The sequence below is a fragment of the Chlorogloea sp. CCALA 695 genome (assembly GCF_003003885.1).
Taxonomy (GTDB): Bacteria; Cyanobacteriota; Cyanobacteriia; order Cyanobacteriales; family Chroococcidiopsidaceae; genus Aliterella.
In genome coordinates, this window is the sequence record NZ_PVWN01000002.1 from 193012 (window position 1) to 215294 (window position 22283).

A 22283-nucleotide genomic window follows, 5' to 3' on the forward strand; every position below is an offset into this window, starting at 1 on the left:
ACTAAAAAAACCCTGATGAAGCTTGTTTAAGGCTAAAAATCGCACTATTTGCAGCTATTTGGGTTTGTGGATACCAGACCAATTTGGACTAAGATTTTTGATCTTTTCACCCAATCATCTGATAGATACAACTAACCTGTGGGCGATTGCAGAAAATTTGGTTGCTCGTAGCAAAACTTATCAATTGCTCATAAACTGGGTGCAACCGTTGATAAATCTTTTAGGTAAGTCTAAATTGCCGCCAAAATGGGTATGAATATAGGAAGCATGGAGAAAGGGCGACTTCCATCCTTCAGCAATAGAAGGTGATAAAACCTCATACCCCCGCGCTTGAAATAATGGCTCTTTTGGCTCTACTGACAAACTAGAGCGATGAAACTCGTGTCCCCATACCACCAGACCAGGAGTTACTAAAGGGGTAGCTTGCAGGGCTGTAGCGTGCCTGTAACCTAACGTCAAGTGCTTTCCCATAATTGCCGTTGCGGGGATAACTCCTACCATATTGTGCGACTTCTCATCAAAATCCACAATCTGCTGACACAAATACATTAATCCGCCACACTCAGCATAAGTGGGCATTTTTGCTAAAATTGCTCTCTTAACGGACTCTAAACCTGGGTGATTTTCTGCTAATTCGGCGGCAAAAACTTCGGGAAAACCACCACCAAAATATAGCCCTTGAACATTATCGGGTACACACTCACTAAGCGGACTCCAGAAAACTAATTCAGCGCCTAGTTGGGTCAAAATATCTAAATTGTCTTGGTAGTAAAAATTAAAAGCCTGATCGCGTGCGATCGCAATCCGCACTTTTGGGGGAATCAGGGAAATAGGAGAAACTGGGGAATATTGGGGTTTTAGTAAAGGTAACAATTTGTCCCAGTCAAAACAAGTTTCGCCAATAGTTGCTAACCGATCGATAACGCGATCAAATTGGTTAATTTCACCCGTAGGAACTAAACCTAAATGGCGATCAGGAATAGTTATATTATCTTGTCGCCGTAAAACTCCTACTATGGGCAAATTTAGCGGCGCTAAAGCGTCTTGAAGTAATTGTAAATGGCGATCGCTACCGACTCGATTTAACACTACCCCAGCGATTTGTAGGCGCAGATCTAAAGAACGATAACCGTGAGCGATCGCGGCGACACTTCCCGACAAACGGCTGCAATCAATTACTAATAGCACGGGCAAATCGAGCAACAAAGCCACGTGAGCGGTACTTGAAAAAAAGTCACCGCTTGCACCATCAAATAAGCCCATTACCCCCTCTACCAAGGCGTAATCGACTTGTTGAGTATGAAAGCTAAAACACTGTTTAAGGTAATCAATAGAAGTAAGTACCGGATCTAAATTGCGACAAAAGCGCCCCGTAACGTACTGATGAAACATCGGATCGATGTAATCTGGCCCCACCTTAAAAGACTGCACCAGCTTACCTTGGCGGCATAAAAAAGACAGCAGGGCGAGGGTTACAGTTGTTTTCCCTACCCCACTGCGCTCTCCAGCAATCACGACCATAATTTAGAAGTTGCTATCTAATACTTACCTAGTGCCAAAATTTCCGCCGCGATCGCCAAACTCTCCTCATACAAAGGATCGCTACCCCAGCGTTGCAACTGATCGCTAAGTAAAATCTCCGCTTTTTGATCGGCTAAAGAAGATACTTGTTGAAACCGACAAGATTGAGCGCCGCCGCCCGACTCCATCCGCATACAACCGCTAGTTTCCGAACATAGCACCGTACAACAATCGGCTTCAACATTGGTTGAAGTCAAGCGCAAAGCGATCAAATCTCCCGGAATTTGCCCCACATCAGTAATTGGTACTCCCGCAAGCTCTGCTTCTACTAAGCGCTGATCGTCGGCTACAAAATGAATGCGCTTAAAGTCGTAGTCTCCGGCTTCTTCCTGAAACTCGGTAGGATGCCAGTTTAAACGACTTGCTAACCATCCCAAATACATTAAAGCTTGGGCGGGGTTGCCTTTTTCGTAGTCAACGGTGACGCGATCGACTTCTCTTAGGGCTAGGCGACGCTCTGGGGGATCAAAAGCCTCGGCTGTCAATTCTTGCCAAGCCGATAAGCGCCGCCAATTGAGATCGGCAAGGGGTGTACCAGCTTTGAGCAACTCTTGCAGCTTGACTAAATTAGCCTCGGTTTCGGTAAAGTTACTAGAGTCAAAAATTACCGAATTGCAAGCTGATGCTAGGCGCTTAAATAATTCGTTACTGGGATCGGGTGTAGCTTTCCACCACAAAAACTTAGGCAAATCGCCAATTAATAAAGCGGAAACTAAACCCCCCACTCTTTCTAAAGCGGTGGCTGTACCTTTGAGAGTAATGTACTCGCAGCAAATCAAAGTATTTGACGCTTGCTTTTGCAACGGACAATAAGCAGATACTTGAACTTTTACCCCTTCATCCTCTCCAGCCATCGGACACAGTGCCACAATGCGGCAGGGATTACGCAGGGCGATCGCATCGGCAATTGTGGGGTTTTGATTGCTAAGGCTGTAAGCTAGGTCTATTGACCCTTTTGAGCCATCATTAATACTCTCATTGCCACCCCGTTTAGCGACTTCTTCGCGCAAATAACGCAAAGTTTCGGGGGTTCCAGTTCCCGTTACAGACACGCCATATTTTTTTTGGATTTCTCTTAGTGCGGCTTCGGTTTGGGGGCCAGGAATGCCATCAATGGGCCCTTTGTATACGCCCAAAGCTGCTAATAGCTGTTGAGTTTCTTCTGGTTCGTAAACAATTAAGCTAAAGGTAGTCGCTCGTGTCGCCGGGGGAAGTCCAGCATTGTCTCCGCTCATCCCGTAGCTTTGCCAAATTTGACTCAATTCCGCTTCAATATCGCTCAAAGACACATCTTTAGGCGGTTGCAAGGAAACTATAGGAGCAGATTTTGTTGACATATATAGTTTGCGTTAGGAGTAGGAAGGCTTGAAAATGAAGTAATAGGGAAGTTTTACATTATTTTTTAACGTAAAACTACAATTATTACTGTATTTTCCAAACATTTTTTAGAGTCTGCGCCAACGGCGACCATCTTGATTGATTAATAATTCAGCTTCGCTCGGTTCCCAAGTTCCCGCCTCGTATTGAGGAACTTGGGCGGGATCGCTGGGCGAGTCCCAAACCGTCATGGCTGGGGTGACTAATTGCCAAGCTGCTTCTACTTCATCGGCTCTAGTAAATAAACTTTGATCTCCCATCATGCAATCCATCAATAGGCGATCGTAAGCATCCCCCGTTGCTTGGATACCAAAAGAACCATAGCTAAAGTCCATGTCTACCGATCGCGTGCTAACTAATGTCCCCGGCATTTTGACTTCAAAACGCAAAGAAATACCCTCGTTAGGTTGAATCCGCATTGCTAGTATATTGGCATTTACTTGTTGCGCCGCCGATTGAAAGATTAAATGCGGAACTTCCCGAAAATGGATTGATATTTCTGAAACTTTTTTCGGCAAGCGTTTACCCGTGCGTAAATAAAAGGGTACGCCTTGCCAGCGCCAGTTATCAACCAAAAACTTCATCGCTACAAAAGTTGGTGTCGTCGAATTTGGATCTACTCCTGGTTCTTGACGATAGCCAGCAACATTTTTGCCTTTCATCCACCCAGCGCTATATTGACCCCGTACCGCCGATCTTTGTAAATTCTGTACGTCGGCTAATCGAGCAGCTTGGATAACTTTTACTTTTTCTGTTCTCAAACTATCGGCATCTAGGGCGTTTGGTGGTTCCATTGCTGTCAAGCAAAATAGTTGCATTAAGTGGTTTTGCAACATATCTCGCAATGCGCCGGAACTCTCATAATATCCCGCCCGATCTTCTACGCCGACGGTTTCAGCTACGGTAATTTGCACGTGATCAACAAATTGACGATTCCACAACGGCTCAAAAATTGCATTGGCAAAGCGAAATACGAGCAAGTTTTGGACAGTTTCTTTGCCTAAATAGTGGTCGATCCGATAAACTTGTTCTTCCTTGCAAGTTTGCTGTACTACTCGGTTAAGAACTCGCGCCGAACTCAAATCGCGCCCAAAGGGTTTTTCAATTAATAAGCGCGTTTTGACGGGATCTGCCAACATTTGGGCTTTACCTAGTTGGGAAATTGCTTCGGGAAAGAAGTTCGGCGAAACTGAAAGATAAAACATTCGGTTTCCTCTCGTACCGCGTTTCTCGTCTAGTTCGCCGAGGAGGGTTTTGAGTTTTTGGTAGCTTTCAGGATTATCAATGTCTCCAGGACAGTAAAATAGTCCTTGAGAAAAGTCTTGCCACAAATCTTCAGAGCCAATACCGTCAGAAAATTGTTCGACTCCTTCGCGCATTTTGTCGCGGAAATATTGGTCGCTCCATTCTCGACGCGCTACACCCACAATGGTAGTTTCTGGATGAATTCGTCTTTCTTTACGTAACTTGTAAAGGGCGGGAACTAATTTGCGTTGAGTTAAATCTCCTGAAGCCCCGAAGATTACGATTATTTGCGGTTCGGGTAGTTTTTCTTGCTTCAACCCTACGCGCAAAGGATTTTCTAGCAACTTAATCATATTTATTTGAGGATGAAGGGACAAAGGGCGAGGGAAGGCTTAAAACCCTTCCCTCGGTTTTTTATACAGGTGATAGGTTGCTAACTTTATCTTCTAAAGAACTCATCAACGATTCAAAAGGTTTGACAAATTTATCAATCCCATCAACTAGCAATTCTTCCATTACTTTGTCGATATCAATATTGATATCAGGATCTTTGAGGCTCTTAATTAGCTGATAAGCTTCATCAACTTTGGTTTCTACTCTGTTATCAACGTCGCAATGGTCGGCGCAAGCTTCAATGGTGCTTGGGGGCAGGGTATTAACGGTATCTGGGCCGACTAATTCATCAACGTACATGACATCACTGTAGCTGGGATCTTTAGTGCCAGTGCTTGCCCATAGTAAGCGTTGTACGTTCGCACCTTTAGCTGATAATGCTTTCCAACGATCGCTTGTTACAATCTTTTTGTATTCTTGGTAGGCAATTTTGGCATTGGCGATCGCAACTTTACCTTTAACGGCGGTTAGTTTTGCCGATAAACTCGCATCATCAATACCTTTGAGTTTGGCATCAATTTTGCCATCAATATTGCTGTCAATGCGGCTGAGAAAGAAACTAGCGACGGAGGCAATTTTACTAATATCTTTGCCTTCGGCGGCACGTTTTTCCAGACCACGAATGTAAGCCCATGCTGACTCTATATAGCTATCTACAGAAAATAGCAAAGTAACGTTGACATTAATTCCTTCACTAATTACCTGTTCAACGGCTGGCAACCCCGAACTCGTACCAGGGATTTTGACCATTACGTTGTCCCGTCCGATCTCCTGATAATAACGCCTAGCTTCTTTAATCGTTGCCTCAGTATCATGAGCGATTGTTGGTGGTACTTCAATACTCACATAGCCGTCTAGTCCCTCTGATGAGTCGTAGATGGGGCGCAAGATGTCGCAGGCGTTACGGATATCATCAAATATTAGCGACTCGTAGATTTTGTAAATTGGTAACTTGGCATTAATTCCCGCTTCAATGTCTGCATCATAAATTACATTTCCAGCGATCGCTTTTTCAAAGATAGCTGGGTTAGAAGTGATCCCGCAGATCCCTTTATTTTCCACCATGTCTTTGAGTTCCCCAGACTTAACGATGTCGCGGGTTAAGTTGTCCATCCAGATACTCTGACCGAATTGCTTGATCTCTAATAAACGATTAGTTGCCATAATTAACTCCGTATTGGTGTTTGTAATTCGAGCGTCACGTTTTACTGAGGTACGCGGGATCTTTCGCGTATTTGGTGCTGAGTTTGTTTTTGAATAAACGATTCTACCAAAGCTACATCGTCTTTACTCCCGATAATTAAAGGAGTTCGTTGATGTAATTTTTCGGGTACTACGTCCATAATTTCTTGAATTCCCGTAGTTGCTCTGCCTCCGGCTTGCTCAATTAAATAAGCTAACGGTGCAGACTCGTACAATAAGCGCAACTTACCTTCGGGTTTTTGCTCTGTCCCAGGATAAAGAAACACGCCACCTTGGATTAAAATCCGGTGAATATCTCCTACCATAGCGCCTCCATAACGAGCGGTATAACCTTCGGTGCGGTGGACATAGCGGATATATTCTCTAAAAGATTCATCCCACTGCCAGAAATTACCTTCATTGACACTATAAATAGCACCATGACTAGGAATTGTCATGTTTTCCTCAGTAAGAATAAACTCACCCAAACTGGGATCGAGGGTAAAAGAATGAACTCCTTTGCCAATAGAATAAACTAGCATCGTGCTTGGCCCGTACAAAATATACCCGGCGGCAATTTGCTTATGTCCATCTTGAAGCAAGTCTTGGGCTGTGCCGTCGCTATCTGTACCGACTTGTTGCCGAATGGCAAAAATCGATCCCAAAGTTAGGTTGATATCGGTGTTAGAAGATCCATCTATCGGGTCATACAAGAGGGTATAACGACCGATTGGGCAGTTTTCAGGGATGTAGTAGGGTTTCTCCATTTCCTCGGATGCTAGGCGGCATACAAGCCCACTTTGCTTAAATACGGAGATAAATACATCGTTGGAGTAAACATCCATTTTTTTAACAGATTCTCCTTGGACGTTGGTTTCTCCAGTAAATCCAAGTACCCCTGCCATTAATCCCGCACGACTAAGCCGCCGGGAAATTAACTTTCCTGCTAAAGCTATTCGATTCATTAAAGCACTAAGGTCTTGAGCGTCTGCGCCAAAACTGTGCAGTTGCTCTAATACGTGACGCGATAAGGTTGTACAATCTCGATTTAAGTCGTACTCATCCTCTTGAATTTGTTGCACGTCAGTCATTATTTTGTCCTCTAAGTGCGATCGCTTATACGAACTAACACAAGCTTGATTAGGTTGCTAATTTCTATCTTAGAGAGAGAATTTGCTAATTGAAGTCTGATGTTATACAAGTTGAATGTTTAGGGCATTGCCGAAAGTACAATGATTTTTCTTCTGCAATCCTGTCTCCTCCTCATTCATATTGAAATTCTTACCAATTACCAATTACCAATTACCAATTACCCATTACCCATTACCGAAATATTTTTTAGTAACAAATCGCGCCAGGGTTGCAATGCTAAGTCTAATTGGGGTTCGTAGATGCTTGAAGGCAGCAATCCAGCAAATAAGTTTGTGATTGCCCCGTTTTCAACTACAGGTAAAAAATCAACGGGGAATGGGCCATCATTGTGACGGCTAATAACTCCAAAACCCGCACGGCTACGGCGATATTGTTGAGTAGGAGCTTTTTGTTTTAGCCACTGTTCAAAAGTTGCGGAAGCATCCATGCTACTAGCTAAGTCTTGAACTAATTGCGGTGAGGGGATACTAGAATTAGTTGTAATTAAAGCTGATTGGATTAGAGTTTGTCTATTGGCAGGATCTAGCCAAGCTGCGATCGCCTTATTTGCTGCTTGATCTCTTAATATTGGTTTACCTTCTGCTAAGTCCAACACTTGCAATCCTAAAACCGCTTTAGCAGCTTCCCAATTAGCGCGAGATGCTTGATAATTTCCTTGCCACCAATGCAACCCACCTAGGCAATAACGCAAGTAACTGTCAAGTGGTGAAGGTTTTTGTAATAAAACAGTATATTTTGCTACTAAGCGATTAATAACTTGAGTATAAATTGGCTTTAATTGAGGTGAATTCCAAATTGGGCTAGTAATAATAATTGGATCTCGCAAAGCTTCTAAAGTCATAGCTTCAACGCCTAAATCTGTTTTTCCTTGAGCCAGTAAGCTTAAACCCAAACCATAAAATACACCTCGTTTTGCACTCATCAATTGAGTAGAACGAGCAAATTCTTTTGTAGCTTTTGTAGCATCGCCTTTAGCCATTAGCAACCAAGCTAAATTTGTATGCCCAAATTCTTGATTTGGTGAAACCTTTACACCTGTAGTAAACCAAGAGATTCCAGCTTCAATTAGTTTTTTTCGCTCTTGGGGATTGCTGGTTTGCAAGCCTCTATCGCCCAAATTCCAGCCTAATTGATAGGGATAATAAGGTTCCCAAGGTGCTAATTGATTTGCTTGAGTTAATCGCTGAGTAAATTCTGTTACTAATTGGGCTTTTTGTTCGGGAGTTTGATTGTCTTGTTGGGTTAAAGCCAAAAATCCAACACTAGAAGCATTCCAAGCCGAGTGGATGGGAAATAACCAAACTATCATTGCTAAAAGTATGCCCAATCCTCCTAAAGTTAAGCCAGAAACTATTTTAAGTGGGATTATTGCTGGTGTTGCTACTGGGCGAAAAATTGTCGCCAATACTGCAATATAAATTATAATTGTGCCGCTAATACAAATATTATCTAATTGATAATCTGTAAGACTATTTATGCCGTAAGCAAGCAAACCAGCGTAGATACTATAAACAAAAATTTGCTCAGTATTAGTTTGAGTTTGTGAGTGGTGTAATACCCATTTAAAACCTAGGTAAATTAAAAGTGCGATCGCACTTACTAGTATAGCAATTCCACTTAATCCCAATTCTGCCCAAAGATGCGCCGGAGTGCTATGCAATTGATAAGCAAGTTCTGCCTCTCGTCCTGCCCAAGTGGGGCGATATTGTTGATATAGTAATGGTACGCTTCCCGGTGCTGCACCAAAAATTAGATGGTTAATACCTATTTTCCAGCCTGTAGTTGCCGTAATTATTCTGTAGGCAAATTCACCACCGCCTGTACCTGAAAGCACCGCAGAAATTAAAGTGTTTAAGCGATTATTTGCTAACACTAAAAAGCTGAAAATAACGAGAATTGCCACACCTGCTAAACAAAGCCAAAGTCGCGGTAAGTTACTGCGAATAAGCAGAAAAATAAAGCTAATAATACCTACTATAATTAAACCCAGCCATCCACCTCTAGAACTTGTAGAGTACAAGTCTATTAAACCTAAAATTACCGTACTTACCCATAAATAACGCCGCCAGCCACTTTGAATAATACTTAAAGCAATTAGTAAAGGTATGGCTAATAATAAATAACCAGCAACATAATTTTGATGTCCAATAGGGAAGCCATTTCGTAACGTAATTATCGAAAAGTCAAAAGGCAAGCTAATATTGTAGGTTTGCTTAATTTCATCTAAACGATTTAATTCGGGTAAAACTATTTGGCTAAACCATAAAGTCAGACTAATTATAATAAATCCTAAGTTTAAATACCCCTGTCCTACTAATAGTTTGTAATAGCGCTCCGATGACTGACTTAACCAATTATTTATAGCGTACAACGCTGCTAATAAACACAATCCCGCCCAACTATACCATCGTGCTTGGTTTGGATACGGTGCAAACGCTGCGGAAATTATTAAAATAATCGCTAATAATCCTACAATCCAATCTAATTTATTGCCTAATAATTGAATTGTTTTTTGTTGCCATAACTGCCACAATAACCACAAGCAAGGAAACATCAAACCCGCTTGCCATAAAAACACCCAAGGCCAAGTTACAAATTGAGTATTGCTATCAGGCAAAAGTGTAAGTAAGCCATAAAAAATTGCTACTAATAGCCCAATTATCTTACCTTCTGTTTGACTATCAAGGCGCATTTCATTTTTCATAATTACCTTTAATAAGCACCTTTGCCAAACAGAACAATTCTCACTGTATCAATTAAAATATCTAAATCTAAATTGAAAGACCAGTTATCAATATAATAAAGATCCAAGCGCACAGCATCAGCAAAATCATTAATATTAGACCGCCCCGAAACTTGCCAAAGTCCAGTAATACCAGGCAAAACTTGATGACGAATATGATGCCAAGTCGCAAAACGTTCTACATCTCGTAAAGGCAAAGGACGCGGGCCAACTAAGCTCATTTGCCCTAATAAAACATTAACTAATTGCGGTAACTCGTCAATACTGGTACGTCTAAGAAAGCGCCCGACAAAAGTAATTCGCGGGTCGTTTTTAATTTTGAACATTACACCGTCATTAACTTCGTTATTTTGTTCTAAAGTTTTTTGTAAAGTAACAGCATTAGCTACCATAGTGCGAAACTTCCAGACTTGAAATACCTTGCCATGCAACCCCATTCGTTCTTGACAAAAGAAAATAGAACCAGGGGAAGAAAGTTTAATAGCGATCGCACTAGCAACAAATATCGGGGATAGTATAATCAGTCCTAGTAAAGCCCCACAAATATCCAACAACCGCTTAAACCTATAGTCCCAGCCGCTAATTAAGGGAAGCTCTAATAATAGTGTTGGCAATCCGGCAAAAACTTCAGGAACACCGCGCCGATGGAGCATTTCTAAGCTAGAAGGAATTAAACGCATACTAATTCCCAACCGCCGCAATTGCCAATATAAAGTAGAAGCTAACTCGGTTTGAGGTAAGTTTTCGACTAATACTTCTCGTGCGTGAGAAGCCTTGATTTTGTCGATAGTAGTTGTAGCATTAGCAGTACAAGCAAGGGCTGCACCTACTACTTTATATGGCGATTTCTGTAATACTTTACCTAAAATGGGCAGGCGATCGCCATTAGCAATTAAAAATACTGAAACTGGTGGATGATACCTGTCAAATTGACGCAAAATCAAGGTTGTAACTAGCCGCAACCCAATAACTAAGAAGATACTGCTAAACCAAGCCGTAAAAAAGAGCGATCGCGGTGGATCTAATTTAGGATCGTAGAAGTATCCCAGCACCAAAGACATTAAATAAATTACACTGACCAATTGACCAGAAAGGATGTAGTTTTTCTGTTGAGTAGAGAAGCTATAAAGCCCCCCATAAGCAAATAATAAAAATGTACAGCCTGCAAATAGCCAAAATAAACTAGGTAAACCCAGCCATTCCCACCAAGCTAGTTGAGGCGGAACGGGAGAGTAAAATTTATTCCAATGTTCGGCAAATCGCCAAGCTAAAGCCAGCGCTAGTAAATCGCTTAATAATAATGCCACCACTCGGTAAGCTAGGCTGTTAAATATTTGTTGGGGTTGAAAGCTACCAGGGGCGCGAATATCATTTTTATAACGAGTGCCAGATAGTTTATTCATAACCGCAGGGCTGACTATTGGGAGCAACTAACTTAGTATTCCCCAAAAGCCTAGAAAATCTGACTTAGAAATAAATTATTTAGCAAATCCAATGTTAGAGACGTTGCATTGCAACTAAAATTCCTAGGTTTAATCAGCAACACCCGATTTTTTAGCAGAAAAAAATTGATTTTTGCACAGTTGCAGCCCAAACAAAACTATAAAAGCCGGATTATTGACTAAATATCGTCGCCACAACCTTCTAGGTTCCATCGCAAAGCGGTAAAGCCACTCTAAACCCAACTTCATCATCCAGCGCGGAGACTGGGAAACATCGCCGCTATGAAAACTAAAAGCTGCACCTACCCCCACCATTACAGCTTGTAACAATCCCTGTTGTCTTGCCATCCATTCCTCTTGTTTGGGACAACCTAAACCTACCAATACAATCCCCGCACCGGAAGCGTGAATGCGGTTAATATCGGTGGTTTCTTCTGCGCTTGTCAAAAGTCGAAAGGGGGGAGAATGAACCCCAGCAATTACCAAAGTAGGAAAACGTTGTTTTAAATTAGTTTGCAATTTAGCCAACACCGCCTCTGTACCGCCATATAGGTAAATCGGGATGCCTTCAGTAGCGGCTTTTTCGCACAATTCAAGCATCAAATCGGGCCCATAAACTCTAGGTTGTCCAGCGACTCCAAGCAGCCTTAAAGCCCACACTAGGGGCATCCCATCGGGTGTTGCGATCGCCGCTCCATTGATAATTTGCTGATAGTGTGGTTGCCAGTAAGCAGTCATTACTACGTGGACATTTGCCGCCACAACGTAACAAGAGGTTTTATTCCTAGCCCAAATAATAATGCGACTTGTCGTATCTTTATAGCTGGTTTCATAAACTTGAGTAGCCAGAATGTATTTAGATGGGCAACTTAAAAGCATTTTTTATTATGAAGCCTTTAATACTTGTTGATAAACTTGCTCAGTGCGATCGGCTATTTTCTGCCAAGTGTAACGCGATGCTACTTTTTGTTTTCCAGCTTCACCCATTGCTTGAGCTTTAGTAGGATTCTGTAGTAAATAAATAATTCTTTCGGCTATTTGGTTCGATTCTTGCTCTACCAAGTACCCATCAACGCCATCAGCGATTACTTCTGCAACTGCGGGGATGTTACAGCCAATTACAGGTTTACCCAAGCTCCAAGCTTCTGTATACACTCCTCCAAAGCTTTCTTGAGTGGAGGGAACGCAAAGCAAACTAGAAGATGCGATCGCATTTGTTTTTGTCTGTAAATCTACTTTGCCTAAACTATGAATCCGCTTGTCGTTTACGGACACAAAATATTGTTCTGATTTTCCTACCGATGGCCCAATAAATACAAAATGTAGATCAGGCAGTTTTTGCCAAACTAATGCCGCCGCTTCAATTACTTGCTGATAGCCTTTATACGGGTAGTGTTGCCCTAAAAACAATACAAAAGGTGCTTCAATTTGATACTTGTTTCTAAAAGCGGCGCTTTCAGCCACAGGAGCTAAACTTGCGCCCATACCTGTAATTGTAATTCGGTCTGCTTTTACACCTAAATCTATCAAAATCTGCTTTTCGGCATTAGTCAAGGCAATTACCATATCTGCCATTTGGTAAAGTTTGATATAGGCTTTGTAACGCCATCCTACCCAACGCGGATGATGTACAGGAGTAAAAATAAACGGAATATCGTAGCGTTTGGCTGCTTGATAAGACGCATAACTTAGCCCTTCTCTACCAATTCGCACATTGTGAATTAAATCAGCTTTAGCTGCGTAAGCTAACAAATGTTGTTCTAAACAAGCAGCAATTGGCGGTAATGCCAGATTCATCAAAGGGTAATAAATTGGCAAATAAGGAGCAACTTGCAGCTTTTCCCGTATAGAAAGCCCCAATCGATGTACGGGTATATTATCAACAGTGTAATTGTAATTGTTGGTTGGCGATCGCACTGTTGTACCCAGCAACCAGTCTGTGCGGTTTGTATCCCATTGACTAACTACTTGAATAGAGTGCCTTAATTGTAATTGTTGAGCAATGTAATGCTGATGAAGTTGAGCGCCGCCAATATAAGGTGGATAAGCTGTCAGCGTGTAAAGTAGTTGCATAATGACTCATTTATTAGCCGCTATTTTATAAACTTCAACAGTTTGTTCTGCACACTTTTTCCAGCTAAATTTACTAGCTTGTTCAAGAGAAAGCAGCGACATTTGCGCGCGAAGTTTTGAATTATTTACGACATCAAGCATTGCTTGACATAGTTCATCAGATTGTGTGGGATCGATGGTAATTCCCGCATTACCAACTACTTCAGGTAAAGAACTTGTGTTAGAAGTAATTACAGGAATACCACATTGCATTGCTTCTAAAGGCGGTAGTCCAAAACCTTCGTACAGTGAAGGATAGACAAAGGCGATCGCACCGCTATAAATTGCACTTAAATCGTTGTCTGGTATGTACCCTGTAAAAATTATTCTTGACTTCAATTGAGAGTTTTTTTCAACTATCTCAAAAATATCTTTGTTTTTCCAGCCACTTACACCAACCAGTACCAGGTTCAAATCTAAATTTGGGTTTTCTGTAACAATCTGGCAAAAACATTTAATTAATAAAGTTAAGTTTTTGCGTGGCTCAAGAGTAGAAATACTTAATAAATAAGGACTTTCAGATATGTTGTGACTTTTAAGTACAGATTTTATGATTGATATTTCATTGACAGGATAAAATTTTTTACTAGCAGCTAAAGGCGTAACAAAAACTCTCTCAGGGTTTATTCTTGTACGCTGGCAAAAGTCATTTTTAGTATGTTGAGAAATACAAATAATCCAATCTTTGTTAAAATCGATGCTTTCTAAAGTTTTAATAAACTGACGATTGACTTTAGGAGTTACAACTTTGGGGAATAATATTGGAATTAAATCATAAATAGTTAATACTCTAGGTGTACTTCCTAATATATTACTTGATGGCAAAGGATAATAAGAAGAATGATACAAATCATATTTTTTATCTATATTTTTCACATCAACATTTATCTTAGCAGCTAGCTCAAGCAAGATTTTGAAACCTTGAGCAGACTTATATATTAAAGGATGATTTTGAACAGAAAATTGAATTAATGACCGATGTAAGTTTACAGCAGAAAGATAAATATTATCTAAGTTTAGCTTGCTACCATAACACGAGTCCAAATATTTTTTAGGTTCAGAGTTAAAGCTTTCTAAGTATAAGTTGGCACTTATTTCATCCCAAAGGGTACTTGTTTGATTCAAGGCGATCGCCATTAAGTCTACATTTGATTGAGCAGCTATTGCTAAAAACAAAGCTTCTACTACTCGAAAAACTCCTGTTCTAGCTTTAGGATTCAAATAGCCTGCCCCTAAAATAGAGATATCATAAGCGACTTTCATATTTTAGCTATTAATAATTACTGCGAATTTGCGCTTAAGTATAAAGCTTTCCGTAACAAATCATAGATTTATTCTTTCATACTATGCTTTTCTTAGAAACAATGCTTTTTAACCAAGTCCTATATTTTAGGGGAAATGCACTAACAATAATTGCTATAAATATAAATTTTATAATCCTTTCATAAAAATAAAACCATAAACCATGTATTCCAAGCATGACTATATAATAATTTAATTCTGCTTTCCAGTAATATGGTGATTTTATAGTAAAACGTTCATTCCAAATATCTATAAAAGAACGACGGGTAGTCATCCAGGATGTATGCTCATGATCGTTTTCACAAAATGCAACGGCCTCTCCAACGATCAAAAGCTTATATCCTTTTTGTTTAGCTATATGAGTATAAGTTGTATCCCCATGATATTGCGGGAATAAATGAGCTTGAGGATAACCAATAGCTTGAACAACGCTTTTATTTATACATACTATGTTTCCACATAAACCGTCACATTCTAAGACGGAGTTAGGTAAAGCATGAACAGGTACAATTTTGTTTTTACCTATAATACCGCCATAGCTAGGAATAAGCGTATCAGGATTCAAAGATTGACCACCTGCAATTATTTTTGAATCATTTTTACAGATATTTAAAAGTTTGTTGATTGTATCTTGTTGGGGGTAGCAGTCATCATTTAGCCAAACAAAAAACTCTGCTCCTTGTTCGTAAGCATATTCCATTCCTTTTTTAATTGCACCTGTCCACCATAAGTTACCATCTCCTTGTAAGACAGCAACTTCTGGATATAAGCTATGGATAGCTTCTGTAGTTCCATCTATAGAGCCATCATCAACAATAACTATATGATAGCGGTTCAAATCACCGCGTAAATGGAGATTTTCAAGACATTTTAGAGTGACATTTTTTCGATTATGTACTGGAACAATTACATAGACAGATTCTCTAGGATTCATAGATAAATACTTAATTCATGTTTAAAAAGGATTAATACAATTATTCAGTTTTGGAGAATATACAAAAATACCGACTAGCAATGACACTTTTTGCATTTGTCACTGGCTTATCGGCTACACACTACTATATATGGCTCAGTTTGTGCTGCTGAACCTGGCGCTAAAAAACTATTTTAATTAATATTCGCTTCTCCTTGTAACTCCGCCCTCGCGCCGATTGTCCTCTTTCGGCTTGGCTTTATTTACTCTCAACTGACGACCCATCCATTCTGCGCCGTCTAATTCAGTAATGGCGGTGTCTTCTTGGGCCTCCTCATTCATATCAACAAAGGCGAAACCTCGCAGCCGTCCGGTTTCTCGGTCTGTAGGCAAAACAATTCTTTTGATTGCGCCGTACTCCGCAAATACTGTTCTTAAGTCTTCTTCGGTAGCGCGGTAAGAGAGGTTTCCAACGTAAATAGTCATAGAAGTGGCAATTTAGTCTGGACGATTAGCAAAAGCTTCAGACCGATAGACCGATAGATAACACTTTAATAAAATCTATCTGACTTATCAATGGCAAATCTAGATTTTTGTCTAATTAAATAGGCAGCAAGTCTAGGTTTCGACCACTGATGGGACTGAACTTAAACATACCGCCCCATAATAGCTTATCCCTACCTTACTTCAAGGTTATCTGGAATACAAAACTACTTATGGCGGTAAGCAACGCTTGCTTACCGCCAAGAATAATTAGTCGATAGAAATAGATTGAGGGCCTGTACTATTTCCATTGCGATCGCCATCAACGCTAAAACTACTATAAGCTGTAGTGCCGCCTTGCTGTTCGAGCCAACTTCTTACTGGATCGTCATTTAAGTTAAGGCGCAAAAAACCGGAGCAAAGTCCACCTAAAAACGATACTGGGTGCTGAGTCAATTCTTTGAAAAGGGGTGCTAATTCGTCTAAAAACACGATCTAAGTCTCCTTGTACTACTAGGCTAAAATTTTAACGTATTCGTAACTATCCTTGCTCCTGTTGGGAATGCCTATCTACTTGGGTTCTTCCGCCGCAAATAAACATTTATCTGAATCGCAACCCGCCGGGCCAGCTTCGGTCATTTCCCCCGAATCGTAACGACTCAAAGCGGCGTAAAAATCATCAGTTTGACGGCGGCTTTTCACTTCCTGCATTAGTTGGTCGTAAGTTTCCTTCGTAATCGGTTCAAAAGGTAAGCGCGGGAAGGTCTGATGAGCGTCAAATCGAGCCAACAAAGCCGCAGAAATATAACCCTCGTCATCGCGGATTGCTTCATAAATCCGCGTCCCCAAGCTTTCAATTTCGTGTTCTCTTAGCTCAATAGTGGCGCTAGTATTGTGAGCTACGTAATGCTTCTGCACCTGCATATAAAAGTCCATTTGAGCCGCCGCGCTAAACTGACTAATCTCTATTTCATCCGCTCCAGGAAAATCTGCCCAAGGTACGGCTACAGGAATTTCTACAAGCCATTCTGTACAGCGATCGTCAAAAGGATTATTTAGCAAGTTGCCATTCTCGTCTTTATCTGATTGCGAAGGCACAATATTATAGCCGTAATCAATACAAGCTAAGGCTACAGGGTCATTCTTGCGGAAAGTGATGCGGCGAATAAAACGTTGGGCTTTGGGGGGATGCCAGCCCGGAGACGCGCCCGTGAGTAACGATTTTGTCCCTGATGGTTGCACTGTGGTACAGCGATTTGGGCGCTTAAAATTATGCTCGTCGCAATACTGCCAAACTACCTCATTAACGATCGCCTTCCACCGACTTAAGTATGCTTCTTCTTGCTGCTTAAACTCCAATCCTGCCTTTGTTTGCGGTCTTCCAGCTTCCCACCAGCGTAGCCAATCTGTACCAAAAGCATTAACAAAAAAGTCAAATAACCCGGTAAAAGATACGCCTACAATTGGGTCTAATTCCCGCGAAGATTGGTATCTTTCTTCAATAAATTGATGGTTCAATAAAGAAGCAACCGAAAGCGCTCCGGCGGTAAAAGCATCTTTTTGTTCTTGGTAGTTGTGAGGATCGATCTGATTGAGGTGAATCTCCGCAAGATTGCAGTTTCCCGTTAACGTATTGCCAAAGACACCTTTATTAAATTCTGGTTCGTTGAAACAATACGTATCGTGCTGTCCTGGTAATTCTTCAACGCTTTTGATAATTTGCCATTTGCCTTTATTGGTAGGCTTGTGTCCTTTAGTTGTATCTAAGCGTTGACAGGGGATTTCCGCACAATCAGTAATTTGCAGATAGTACAAATCTTTAGCTCTTTGACCTAAATTTGTTGTACTTGCTTGACGTGCCATGATATTTACAGACGACCTAATGGCGCATTTAGACAAGAGTAGTTGTAAGCGATAGGCTCTTTGATAATCAGAAACATAGATTCTGATGCCGTTGCTATCGGTGTTAGAGCCATCAGTATCCGCAAGTCCAGCGATAAAAGCCAGAATAGCTTTTTTGTGCCAACAAGCGATCGCATTTAACGAATCTGGGTCATTTTTTAATCGCTGTAATAGTTCCCCTGAGAAACCTAAATCTGTAACATCTACAAAGGTGGGTAAGTAACTGTAACTTCTTTGCGGTGACTTTTTCCCTGCAACCAAAAGTTCAGCTTTCTGCTGATACAAACGGATTTTTGCATTGCCATTACTATCTATTGTTCCGTCACCTACGGCTACTCCCAGCGTATAAGCATAAGATGAATCGACCGCAACCCCATCAAGGTAATCAATGGTAAAGGGTTCTGTGTGAATACTGTATTTGCTGCAATTTAATAAATCTTTTGTTTGCACCTCTTTGTATTCTTTACCAAATCTATCTTTGACAAAGAAACGATGGTACTCTGTAGCATCTAAGTAAGAACCATCAGCAAAGCTAACTCTATATAATTTTTGTCCTGTATTGGTTTGGAAAGGTACTACTTTACTCCAGCGCTTACCGTTCCAAATTTCGATTTGTTCGCCTACAACATCTTTAATTTTGTGGATGCTGTCGCGGGTAATTAATTGAGTTTCTCCAGAAACACAGTGAAAATTAGTGCCTAAAATTTCACCACAATTGTGAGCAACTAAACCATTAGCATCAAATCTTGCCACCCCAGGCACAGTACAATCATAAACAGCTTCTTGACCGTCAGATTCAATGCTGGATATTGTGACACTAAAACGTTCGCGATTAATGTTTCGCTTGTATCCTGACAACCAACTTTGTAAACGTTCGGCTTTTTTCGGTTCAGCAAATCCAATTAGCTTTTGGAAACTAACGATATTGTCGTTAGCTATAACTAATTCATGTTGAGCCTTGCAAAAGTATTCCGCTAGTTCCCGATTAGAGTCTGGTAACATTGTCACGCCTTCTAATCGGCGATTTTGATAAATACTAGAGGCAATTCCTAAGCGCAGTAGCATCCTTTGTACAGCCTCAAGTAATGGCAAATTACTTTGAGCTAATCGAATGCTGACACCTTTCTCTTGAAAAGCTCTGTGGAGGGAAACCCTCCCCACAGACTTTCCGCTATTTTGAGTACCTTGGACACTACCGTCTGCATCAAATATTCCTTGCAGAAAACCACAGTAGAAGTCAAAGCTTGCTTGCTCTATTTCTGGTGTAATTGTCTTGTGTCTAATGGCGATTCCATAATCACGAGCAAGCCCAGCCAAACCCGCAGAGCTTACTTGATAATACTTATGTTGTTTGCTGTAAACTCCCTGTAATTTGTTACTGCTCTGAACAGATTTTCTAATCAAACCAAGAGCATATTCTTTCATCTCTACTTGGCTATCGCCCCAATATCTCAAATGTGCCTGATAGCTGTAGTTTGAGGGATTGTGACTAAAGCAACCATCGCCTACCAAGTTACCTAATAGCCAGCCTTCGTCTTTTGTTCCTTTGCCATCCCAAGGTAACAATTCTCGGTGATTGTGGATTGAAATGCGATCGCCTATTTGCAATTTACCAGCTTCAACCCATTCTGTATACTGACTATTTTGAGTTTGGGCTGTTACTTTTAGAAGTTGATGATTTTCTGTTAATCGCAGGCTATAACCTTCTTTTGTCGTCAGTTTAACTACAGGCTTAACTCCTGTAAAAAAGAATCCTGAAGACGTTGTACTAAATAATTCGCCGTTAACATAAGTACCATGTTGTACGCCGATTAAATCCTTAACTTGCCTTGCACCTTTTTCGGTATGAATCCAAGTATCTGAAGTAACGCAAGGATTCAAAGCATATCTAGAAAGCCGATGTTCTACTTCTGTTGCTGGCATTTCGGGAACGCGATTAAGCAACCAATCCGCCGCCGCAGTTTCAGAATTTGTGTAGGTTTTAAGGAAGTCTTTTTTTAGTTCAAGCGTATTTACTATATCCGCATTTGCTCGTGCGATCGCTTCTCCCGCCCATTGAATCGCACCTTCCCCCGAATAATACTGTTGTCTGACAGCATTAATACATTCGTCCAGGCTAGGTTTGCGATGAAATACTCTTGTATGATTTGCCATTCTTAGCGCATCTCTTTCGGGATCGATACGCCAATTCCCATGTTCATCTTGATGCCATAAATTGCCCTTAGCGTTAGCAAATAACTCGTCTTCGCTAACTCCCTGTCTCATTCCGGCGGAATTTGATACTAAAATCCCTTCGCAAACAAATTCGTGAATTGTCGAAACTTCAATGTCATAAGTATGAGATGTTCTTACATCCATTTCTACAGATTTGACTTTAATTGGAGTTAGATCGGTAACATTCGATCTAACCATTACTTTAGAAAACCTACGATCCTCAGAAGACTTAAGTCTGTCGATCTCGGTTGTAGAGAAATAACCAGAATACTTTGATAGCAGTGCTAAGGTACTTTCATAAGCATCATGCCCTACAGCAACTAATTCTTTTTTACCAACAGAAGAACATTGACGAGTTGTAATTCCTAGGGAAGCATAAACAGCTTGAACTTGCCGTAAAAAGTCTTGATGTACCGAAGCAACTAATATTCCTTGACTATGACAACCATCAGCATCAGCTAATCCAGCTAAGTAAGCTTTACGAATGTCTAAAGTACCCAGCAAGATGCAATCAGGAATCGAGATTGATGTAAAAGATTTTTTGAATTGTGCTAAATAGCGATTGAGATTGCTGGAATTTAATTGAAGTTCAAAGGCTTTAGCTTTACACTGTTCGGGAGTTCTTAGAGTATAAGTATCAAGCCCAAAACTTTGCGCCACACCTACTAAACGAGTGATGATTTCTGGTTGATGTTCTGCTATTCTAAATCTCACTCTAGAACCATCCGCAGCTACCGAACCATCACCGTGCAGATAGCCTAAGAAATAAGCTACATCAGTGGTTAAAGCTGGGATAGTAATCGGTTTAGCTTTAGAATCTGCTTGTCTAAACTCCGGTAACTCTGTCGCCGTACCGGGGATAGATTTCGGTACAAAAATTAAGCGATCGCCTTCCGTCAGATTTTTAGCCTTAACCATCTGATAGTTACCATAAACATCGCTCAAAACCGCAACTTTATGATCGGGCGTACATTCAAAATAACCATTTTGAGTTTTAATCCGGCATAGCGATTGAGTCCCTTGATCGAAAAAGTTAGTAACAGGATAAAATCCTTTACTTGTCAGGACGCGATCGCCTATTCTAATTTTTTGAATTGGTACTAACCCTGATTCTGTATGTACCAAAGCTTCACCAGGAAGGCAGCGCCGCACGTTACCCGCTACTACTACTACCGCCGCCTCATCAATCAACAAGCAGCATTCCACTGAATTTAATTGTCGCCCTAAAGCCTTGTTGAGGATACTGGCACAGCGATCGTACAATGTCGGTAATTTAACTGGGTTAGCAACGCCGCCAAAGCCCTGTAAGCGCTCTCCTTCGCCCCGAATATCATCAAGAACTACTCGAACTATTACGTCGCCTGTAAATCTTTCATCGCTGGAAAGTTCGAGTAAAGTTTGATAAGACTTAACCCAGCCAGCACGGCTATCGCCAACGTAGATTGTAACGATATTGTTATTAATATTAATTTCTGTTTGCTCTCGCCTGATTGCGGCGGGAGTTGTACCAATTTTCCCTTGTAACTCAACACTTAGACGATTGCGAATTGCTGGCAATTGGTTAATATACTTGGGTTCTAGCACTGCACCCGTCCCACAACCCATCATTGCCAAATCCATCATCAGCCCAAAAGCTCGCCAATCTACTACATTTGTGCTAGTACAATTGTACGCGCCCGAAAAATTCTCTGGCTTTTCTAGCCATTGCGTCCCGCCTACCCACAGCCAACGACCACTAGAGAGAGATTTGAGTTGCTGCTGCATTTTGGCAGTTAAAGCCGCTTGCGAAGGAGTAAGCTTACCTAAACTTACTAATCCTTCGAGAATGCGATCGCCTACTTGCTGCCAAGATTCCCTTCCGGTACTCTGGCGACGGCTGTAAGTACGATAAAATACCGCTTCGCCAGCCGGGGCAGATTCAGGAAACTTACTACTTTTTTGCACCCGCTCTAAATCTCTCACCATAGAAAAAGTCTTGCATTTTTGAGGACAGACTTAAGACTATAAGGCATTTAGATATAGCGGACAATGATTGAAAAATTTAGAGTTTTGCGCTAGTGCTAGAGCTAGTATTAATTTACTACTACCCAAAAGCCTTGACTTTTTGCCCCCAATAGGGAAGATATGGCAACAACTCTAATTGAGTGGTTTATAGAACCCATTTAGGATCTTGGAAGATGAACTAGGATGAAAAATAAATGCCGTACTCCAGTAGCTTAACTAACAAAAAGTGGCAAATTAT

14 protein-coding genes are annotated in these 22283 nt (G+C 41.0%); all 14 read right to left on the bottom strand.

The annotated features are described in order from the left end of the window. Positions 1–180 precede the first annotated feature (180 nt). Positions 181–1521, bottom strand: a complete 1341-nt coding sequence (locus tag C7B70_RS02335) for a cobyrinate a,c-diamide synthase (protein ID WP_199191999.1) — start codon at positions 1519–1521, stop codon at positions 181–183. A 17-nt stretch (positions 1522–1538) separates the two neighbouring features. Continuing rightward, a complete protein-coding gene (gene opcA, locus C7B70_RS02340; RefSeq protein ID WP_106367458.1) occupies positions 1539–2918 on the bottom strand; it encodes a glucose-6-phosphate dehydrogenase assembly protein OpcA in 1380 nt (459 codons plus the stop codon). 108 nt (positions 2919–3026) lie between these two features. After that, complete coding sequence (zwf, locus tag C7B70_RS02345; RefSeq protein WP_106367459.1) at positions 3027–4556, bottom strand: glucose-6-phosphate dehydrogenase; 1530 nt, start codon at positions 4554–4556, stop codon at positions 3027–3029. A gap of 61 nt (positions 4557–4617) precedes the next feature. Then, a complete protein-coding gene (gene tal, locus C7B70_RS02350) occupies positions 4618–5760 on the bottom strand; it encodes a transaldolase (protein ID WP_106367460.1) in 1143 nt (380 codons plus the stop codon). A gap of 41 nt (positions 5761–5801) precedes the next feature. Next, positions 5802–6869 carry a class 1 fructose-bisphosphatase gene (gene fbp / locus C7B70_RS02355; protein WP_106367461.1) on the bottom strand — a complete coding sequence of 356 codons (1068 nt, stop codon included), beginning with the start codon at positions 6867–6869 and terminating at the stop codon, positions 5802–5804. Between the two features lie 218 nt (positions 6870–7087). Then, complete coding sequence (locus C7B70_RS02360) at positions 7088–9634, bottom strand: O-antigen ligase family protein (protein WP_106367462.1); 2547 nt, start codon at positions 9632–9634, stop codon at positions 7088–7090. A gap of 8 nt (positions 9635–9642) precedes the next feature. Then, positions 9643–11076 (bottom strand): sugar transferase, encoded by a 1434-nt coding sequence (locus C7B70_RS02365; protein WP_106367463.1) that lies wholly within the window; start codon positions 11074–11076, stop codon positions 9643–9645. Positions 11077–11205: 129 nt separating this feature from the next. Next, complete coding sequence (locus tag C7B70_RS02370; RefSeq protein ID WP_106367464.1) at positions 11206–11994, bottom strand: WecB/TagA/CpsF family glycosyltransferase; 789 nt, start codon at positions 11992–11994, stop codon at positions 11206–11208. A 6-nt stretch (positions 11995–12000) separates the two neighbouring features. Then, positions 12001–13188: a glycosyltransferase family 4 protein gene (locus tag C7B70_RS02375; protein WP_106367465.1), complete on the bottom strand. Its 1188-nt coding sequence runs from the start codon at positions 13186–13188 to the stop codon at positions 12001–12003. A gap of 6 nt (positions 13189–13194) precedes the next feature. Then, positions 13195–14490 (bottom strand): glycosyltransferase family 1 protein, encoded by a 1296-nt coding sequence (locus tag C7B70_RS02380; RefSeq protein ID WP_106367466.1) that lies wholly within the window; start codon positions 14488–14490, stop codon positions 13195–13197. 76 nt (positions 14491–14566) lie between these two features. Continuing rightward, on the bottom strand, positions 14567–15463 hold the full coding sequence (locus C7B70_RS02385; protein ID WP_106367467.1) for a glycosyltransferase family 2 protein: 897 nt from the start codon (positions 15461–15463) through the stop codon (positions 14567–14569). A gap of 177 nt (positions 15464–15640) precedes the next feature. After that, a complete protein-coding gene (locus C7B70_RS02390; protein WP_106367468.1) occupies positions 15641–15928 on the bottom strand; it encodes an RNA-binding protein in 288 nt (95 codons plus the stop codon). A 267-nt stretch (positions 15929–16195) separates the two neighbouring features. Continuing rightward, positions 16196–16417, bottom strand: coding sequence for a hypothetical protein (locus tag C7B70_RS02395; RefSeq protein WP_106367469.1), 222 nt, complete (start codon positions 16415–16417; stop codon positions 16196–16198). 78 nt (positions 16418–16495) lie between these two features. Further along, on the bottom strand, positions 16496–22006 hold the full coding sequence (nrdJ, locus tag C7B70_RS26785; protein ID WP_199192000.1) for a ribonucleoside-triphosphate reductase, adenosylcobalamin-dependent: 5511 nt from the start codon (positions 22004–22006) through the stop codon (positions 16496–16498). Between the last annotated feature and the right edge of the window lie 277 nt (positions 22007–22283).

Excerpts from the sequence above, each read along its gene's own strand:
- C7B70_RS02335 (WP_199191999.1), bottom strand. The coding sequence starts at position 1,521 with ATGGTCGTGATTGCTGGAGAGCGCAGTGGGGTAGGGAAAACAACTGTA.
- C7B70_RS02375 (WP_106367465.1), bottom strand. The coding sequence starts at position 13,188 with ATGCAACTACTTTACACGCTGACAGCTTATCCACCTTATATTGGCGGC.
- C7B70_RS02380 (WP_106367466.1), bottom strand. The coding sequence starts at position 14,490 with ATGAAAGTCGCTTATGATATCTCTATTTTAGGGGCAGGCTATTTGAAT.
- C7B70_RS02365 (WP_106367463.1), bottom strand. The coding sequence starts at position 11,076 with ATGAATAAACTATCTGGCACTCGTTATAAAAATGATATTCGCGCCCCT.
- C7B70_RS02390 (WP_106367468.1), bottom strand. The coding sequence starts at position 15,928 with ATGACTATTTACGTTGGAAACCTCTCTTACCGCGCTACCGAAGAAGAC.
- zwf (WP_106367459.1), bottom strand. The coding sequence starts at position 4,556 with ATGATTAAGTTGCTAGAAAATCCTTTGCGCGTAGGGTTGAAGCAAGAA.
- C7B70_RS02385 (WP_106367467.1), bottom strand. The coding sequence starts at position 15,463 with ATGAATCCTAGAGAATCTGTCTATGTAATTGTTCCAGTACATAATCGA.
- fbp (WP_106367461.1), bottom strand. The coding sequence starts at position 6,869 with ATGACTGACGTGCAACAAATTCAAGAGGATGAGTACGACTTAAATCGA.
- C7B70_RS02360 (WP_106367462.1), bottom strand. The coding sequence starts at position 9,634 with ATGAAAAATGAAATGCGCCTTGATAGTCAAACAGAAGGTAAGATAATT.
- opcA (WP_106367458.1), bottom strand. The coding sequence starts at position 2,918 with ATGTCAACAAAATCTGCTCCTATAGTTTCCTTGCAACCGCCTAAAGAT.
- C7B70_RS02370 (WP_106367464.1), bottom strand. The coding sequence starts at position 11,994 with ATGCTTTTAAGTTGCCCATCTAAATACATTCTGGCTACTCAAGTTTAT.
- nrdJ (WP_199192000.1), bottom strand. The coding sequence starts at position 22,006 with ATGGTGAGAGATTTAGAGCGGGTGCAAAAAAGTAGTAAGTTTCCTGAA.
- tal (WP_106367460.1), bottom strand. The coding sequence starts at position 5,760 with ATGGCAACTAATCGTTTATTAGAGATCAAGCAATTCGGTCAGAGTATC.